The sequence below is a fragment of the Streptomyces sp. NPDC055254 genome (assembly GCF_053606025.1).
Genome location: NZ_JBSGQV010000079.1, coordinates 1 through 5,647 on the forward strand (window position 1 = coordinate 1; position 5,647 = coordinate 5,647).

The following is a 5,647-nucleotide window of genomic DNA, read 5'->3' on the forward strand; positions in this document are numbered from 1 at the left end:
ACGCCACCCCCGCAACTACCTGGCCTTCCTCGGACTCGCCGCCGCCATCTGCTGCTACAAACGCCTCGTCCGCCTCACCACATAGGACACGGTCTTAGGAGGCGGCGGTTTCGTAGACGACGGTGGTGTTCGGGCAATCCTCGGCGATGCCGAGCAGCGCCTGGCATTCGGCGTCGTCGGCCGCAAGGTTCCAGCGGAGCTTGGTGGCCGCCACTGCACCGCGTACTCGCAGTGGGCGGCGGCTCGGTGGTCACCGACTTGGCGACCTCGTCGTCCCGGGTCAGTTCCTGGACGAGCCCGGACCCTGTCGGCCGGAGCTACCTGCGTCGCGGCTTCTGCGCGTGTTCAGCCCTGGAGGGCGGTGCGCCAGTCGGTCAGCAGGCGGTTGACCTCGTCTACGCGTCCGAGTGGACCGCGACGAAGCTGCGGTGGAGCCTGGCGATCGACGAGGCCGAGACATGCTCCTCCACCTCTCGGCTGGCTGTGGCGGGGACACAGTGACGTACACGCCTGCGGGCTGAACTGGTTGGCGAGCAGGTACCGCGAGGAGCCCCGGCATGCGGGATGTGCCCAGTGCTGCGGAGCTCCAGGAACCGCCTGACGGCCAGGTTGAGGTAGAGGGGAAGGCCGTGGGAGCGGGCGGGTGACCTGGCAGATCTCGGAGCCGATGAGGGGCTGCCCATCGCGGGGAAGGCGGTGGGTGCGGGCGTCGTCGCAGTCCTCGGGGGAGAAGTCACCAACGAGTACCTGCCGTCCGATGCCAGCCCCTTGACCAGCTTCACGCAACGCACGCTTAAATCAGCACATTCCGGGATGTCTCATCCTATGGTGGCTTGGTGAACGGCTACCAGCGAGTGCGGGATGACGAGGGGAGCGCGGCCCGGGTCCTCGCGCTGTCGGACGGTGTCTTCGCCATCGCGATAACGTTGCTGGCGCTGGACATCACACTGCCCGCAGGGCTGGACACGGCCGGTTTTGAAGAGGCGCTGAGGGAGGTGATGCCGAACCTGTGGGCGTATGCCCTCAGCTTCGTAGTCATCGCAGCGTTCTGGCGGGGCCACCACCAGGTCTTCCGGTACGTGCGGGAGGTGGACGGAACAGTCATCAAGCTCGGGCTGCTGAACCTGGGGCTCATCGCTCTAATGCCGTTCCCCACCACCCTGCTGGCCGAGTACGGCGACCGGCCGCAGGCGGTAGCGGTCTACTCCGGCGCCGCCGCAGCCATCGGCGCCGCACAGCTCGCGCTGACGGTCGTGCTCTGGAAGCGCCCCTGGCTCAGCAATACGGCGATGCCCGATCCTGTGGCGCGCAACGATGTACTCGATCTGGCGTCGATGGTGCTGGTCTTCGCTGTGGCCGTGCCGCTCGCCTTCGTCTCCCCGACAGGCGCGCAGCTGTGGTGGGCGGTACTGGTCCCGGTGAAGGTGGTGCTAGGCCAGCGGGGCAAGCGCCTGCGCGCAGCCACCCCACTGTCTCGCGCCTCGGACGACTGAGGCGCCCAGGCACAGTGTGAAGCGCCATTCGGGGGAACGACGGGTGTCGCGCGCAAGGAGGTCGCAGGTGCGGCTCCTACGTTCGCTGCCATGACGTACGTACCGAGTGATCGCGCTGCCGGCCCCACCCGCCGCACCACCCTCGCCGGGCTCGTCGGCGGGGCCGGGGCCGTGCTGGCCGCCGGGTGCGCGCCGTCGGGCGCCTCGCCCGCGAACGCGCCCGCCCCCGCCCCCTCGGACTCTGCCTCCGCCCCCGCGGGCGGACCCACGCCCGGAGTGATGACCCTCTTCAAGGACCCGGCCTTCAACTTCAACGGGCTCTTGGCACTCGGCGGGGCCGGTTTCGGCGCCGCCGACGTCGGCGAGGTACTCACCGCCGTGAACACGATCAACAAGGCCGGCCTCTCTGCCCAGACGTACACCGAGACCTTCAAGAAACTCGGCGATCAGCTTAGGAAGCCGCCCCAGGGCAGCAAGCCCGACCAGCAGACCACGCGCTTCCGCGCCCTGCGGGCCGCGCAGTACTACGGCCAGTCGCTGTTCTTCGTCCTCGGCTCCGACGACCCGGGCAGCGAGGAGCAGCTGTACAAGGCCGGGCGCAGCGCCTGGGACATCTTCTGCGGGCTGTGCGACCCGGCGCCGGTGACGACGAACGTCCCGTACCAGAGGACGCCGCTGCCGGTGTGGTTCTTCCGGCCGGACACGTCGGGCCGGAAGCGCCCCACGGTGATCCTCACGAACGGCAGTGACGGCCAGGACGTCGACATGTGGACCTACGGCGTCTCGGCCGCTCTGACGCGCGGCTGGAACGCCCTGGTATACGACGGGCCGGGCCAGGGGCAGCTGCTCTTCGTCGACCAGGTGGTCTTCACACCGCGCTGGGAGACCGTCGTGACACCTCTTGTCGACTGGCTGGTCGCCCGCTCGGACGTGGACAGAGACAAGATCGCCTTGACGGGGCTGAGCATGGGCGGAAACCTGGCGCCCCGGGCCGCGGCCTTCGAGAGCAGGATCGCCGCTCTGGTGGCGATGCCCGGCTGTTTGTCGCCGTGGCTCGGTTTTCCTCCGGAGCTCCGGAAGATCGTCACCTCGGACAAGGAGGAGACGAACACCATCTGGAACAAGGAGGTCGTCCCCGAGCTGCCTCCGGACGCGGCCGCGGCGCTGAAGAAGCGCGTCGAGCCCTTCTCCGTTCCGGCGATGCTCGACGCCCGCAAGGACAAGATGTTCACCGACTTCTGGACTCCCGCCAAACTCATCGAGTCGCTGGACATCACGAACGTGGTCGGCCGCATCAAGACGCCCACACTGGTCCTCGACTACGACTACGAGCAGTTCTATCCCGGCCAGCCGCGCCAGATGTTCGACAAACTGACGTCCCCCAAGGACTACGTGAAGCTCACCACGGGCACCGGCGCGCAGCTGCATTGCTCCCCGATGGCCCCGCAGCAGCACTGCGAGGTCGTCTTCGACTGGCTGCAGGAGAAGCTTCCCGGCAGCTGACGAGAGACGACTCCGAGCCGGTGGTCAGTGACCACTGGCTCCTAGCGGACAGGGCCCCTGGGGAGGATCGGACCGGCCAGTAGCGACTCCGCTACGAGCGGGTGGGCGCGGTCGCTGAGCGCTGGCGCAGGGCCGCGAAGTCGGCCTGGGCCGCCTCGACAGTTTCGGGGTACGCCTGGGCCTTGTGGTGTCGATAGATGCTCGCGACGGAGGGGTTCTGTCCCTTGCGCTTGCCGGTGGGGATGAACAGGTCGGGCTGGATCTGCTCGACGGGCTCTCCGGCCGCGCGGCGGAGCACGGTGTGGAGCAAGTCGTCGGTGCAGTTCCAGCGCGGTGGGAACTTCGCCGCCGGCCTGCCCGGCCGCGACCTCCTCACCCCCGACCAATGCCGCTGGCTTGCACAAGCCGCCGACCTTGCGCTTGCCGGCCGCGATGATCAGGTCGGGCTGGATCTGCTCGACCGACTCGCCGTTCGCCCGGCGCCGCAGCACGGTATGCAGCATGTCCTCGGTGATGACGGCAGGTCGGCAGCCGTGCTTACCTTTACGGGCCGCCGCATCGAGTCCTTCGAGGGTCGACTCCCGAATGTTCTCCCGCTCCGTCTCCGCCATCGCCGCGAAGAACGCGAACAGCAGTCGGCCGGGCCCGCTGGGGTCGTACATCCCGGGCAGCGGCCCGGCGAGCATCCCCAGGACCAGGCCGTGGGCAGTGAGGTGGTCGGTTAGCGCGGTGAGTTCGGGGGGTGTGACCGAGATACGCGCCAAAGGGGCAATGGGATGATCTTGAAGTCCTGAGAGCTCCGCGGCCGCTACCCCGCCACCCGTGGCCGGAGGACCCGGCTGCGGCCGAGCCGACCCGGCGGCTCAACGCGCCCAAGTAGCGGCAGGCTGCCCCGCACCGCCTGCCGCCGGCTGCATCGACGGGCGCTCCCCGGCCGGGGAGCGCCACGGGCAGCCCGGGGTCAGCCGCCACCCGAGCCGGCCGAGGCCGAACCGCCGGAGGTCCAACCGGAGTTGGGCTGCGGCCGATCGCGCGTGCTGCGCTCGGTGCGCAGCTCCACCACGACCCCAGCCGGGCCGAGTAGGGCCTCCAGCGCGTCGGCGAGCCGCTGCGGGTCGCCGCCGAACGGGAGCGGGGCGAGCCGCTCCCGGCTGCCCCGCAGGACGAGTTCCAGCGCGAGCGTGGAGACGGCCGGCTTGCGGTCCCCCTGGTACGGCTCCACCACCTCGTGCGTCAGCCGCACCTCGCGCAGGGTGTCGACGGGCAGCCAGTCGTCCGGCCCGGCGGCCCGGACCAACCGCAGGGACGCGGGCACACCTGTCGGCGCGAACTCCACCCGCAGGATGCGCCGGGCTCCGGAAAAGGCCAGCGCCAGCCAGCCGAGCAGGTACTCCAACCCGGCGATCACCCCCACCACCACGAACACGGTCGACGCCCGCGCCCCAGCCAGCGCCATCCAGAAGGCGACGAGCAGGGTCGGCACGCCCAGGACGAGCGGAGTGAACAGCGCCGACCCCGCCGAGGTCAGCGCGTTCCACGCCGGCCCGGCCGGGCCGGCGTGCAGGACCAAATCCGTCGAGTCGGGGCCTTGTCTCAACAAGGGATCGGTGGCCATGCCTCCAGCGTAGGACCGGTCCGCAAGAGCGCCTCGACCCCATTCGGCCGTTGAGGCACGACTTCTGACGGCCCGTAGCCCTCAGCTGGCGGGCGCCGCGGGTTCCCAGGGCTCGAACCACGGGTCGGGCCACTGCTCGGCGGCGGCCATCAGCGGGTAGAGGGTGGCGCCGTCCAGGGGTATCGCCGAGATACGGGTCAAAGCGGCTATGAGTTGATCTTGATCAAGTAGGTACCGGTTCTCCGGCCGTGGCCCTTCGCGTCAAGATTGGGAAGTCCTACTCAGCGCAGCGCTACACGCCACCCGGCCGTAGCTACACGAGAACAGGGCTTAGACCGCAGGCCCGCCCCTTGAGTGCCAGCGAATACCCGCAGGTCAGCCGCTCACAGCCGGTCGCTCATCCGACATCGGTCCACACGGCGGGCCCCCGCCGCGCCACTCGATCAGGCGCTGTCCCGGCTCGTCGAGCACGACGTCGTCAGGGGGGGTCACCGCCGGTGTCATGGCCCAGTCGGTGACGCACGAACTCCGGCGAAAGATGGCGGGCGGCCGACAGGAAGCGGTCGGTCCGCTCGGCACGCCACCGCCTGAACTGGCGGGGGAAGACGAGCAGGCACAGGCGGAAGAAGTAGGTCTCCAGCGAGGCGGGGCGGCCGTCCTTGCCCGGGTGCTCCTCCGGCCGCCACCGTCCTGCGCGGAAGGCCTTGCTCTGCAGATCGCGAAGGGCGACTGCGATGGTGCGGACCGCGAGCTCGTCTCGGTCCGGCTCGCTGCTGTGCAGGGTCTGCAGCTCCTCGGCGGACATCGAGAGGGGCGTCGCGGAGTCAGCGAGGAGCGCGACGATCTGTCCCGTCCGCATCTTGGCCTTCAGCCGGCGGAAGGCGTAGTCGAACAGCTCGGCGGAGAGCAGCTCATGGGCCGAGCCCTTGAAGTCCTTGGCCCTTAGACCGTGTCCTATGTGGTGAGGCGTCGTTGGTGTCGGTATGGGGCGGGGTACTTGGAGTTGGATTGTTCCGGATGGATTGTGGGAGATCGG

Annotated in this window: 5 protein-coding genes and 1 pseudogene; 2 read left to right on the forward strand and 4 right to left on the reverse strand. The window is 69.4% G+C overall.

Annotation, left to right across the window (positions count from 1 at the left end):
• The first annotated feature begins 833 nt into the window (after positions 1–833).
• A complete protein-coding gene (locus ACWFQ8_RS33200; protein ID WP_453789994.1) occupies positions 834–1,493 on the forward strand; it encodes a TMEM175 family protein in 660 nt (219 codons plus the stop codon).
• A 90-nt stretch (positions 1,494–1,583) separates the two neighbouring features.
• Complete coding sequence (locus ACWFQ8_RS33205) at positions 1,584–2,996, forward strand: alpha/beta hydrolase family protein (protein WP_453789995.1); 1,413 nt, start codon at positions 1,584–1,586, stop codon at positions 2,994–2,996.
• 91 nt (positions 2,997–3,087) lie between these two features.
• Here ACWFQ8_RS33205 and ACWFQ8_RS33210 read toward each other — a convergent pair whose 3' ends face one another.
• From ACWFQ8_RS33210 to ACWFQ8_RS33225, 4 genes and pseudogenes are all read right to left on the reverse strand, one after another.
• A complete protein-coding gene (locus ACWFQ8_RS33210) occupies positions 3,088–3,306 on the reverse strand; it encodes a hypothetical protein (protein WP_453789998.1) in 219 nt (72 codons plus the stop codon).
• A 283-nt stretch (positions 3,307–3,589) separates the two neighbouring features.
• A pseudogene (locus ACWFQ8_RS33215) lies at positions 3,590–3,760 on the reverse strand (recombinase family protein); the annotation flags it as partial.
• Between the two features lie 197 nt (positions 3,761–3,957).
• Positions 3,958–4,611 (reverse strand): hypothetical protein, encoded by a 654-nt coding sequence (locus ACWFQ8_RS33220; protein ID WP_453789996.1) that lies wholly within the window; start codon positions 4,609–4,611, stop codon positions 3,958–3,960.
• Between the two features lie 478 nt (positions 4,612–5,089).
• On the reverse strand, positions 5,090–5,647 hold a 558-nt coding region (locus tag ACWFQ8_RS33225; RefSeq protein WP_453789997.1), incomplete at its 5' end, for a hypothetical protein.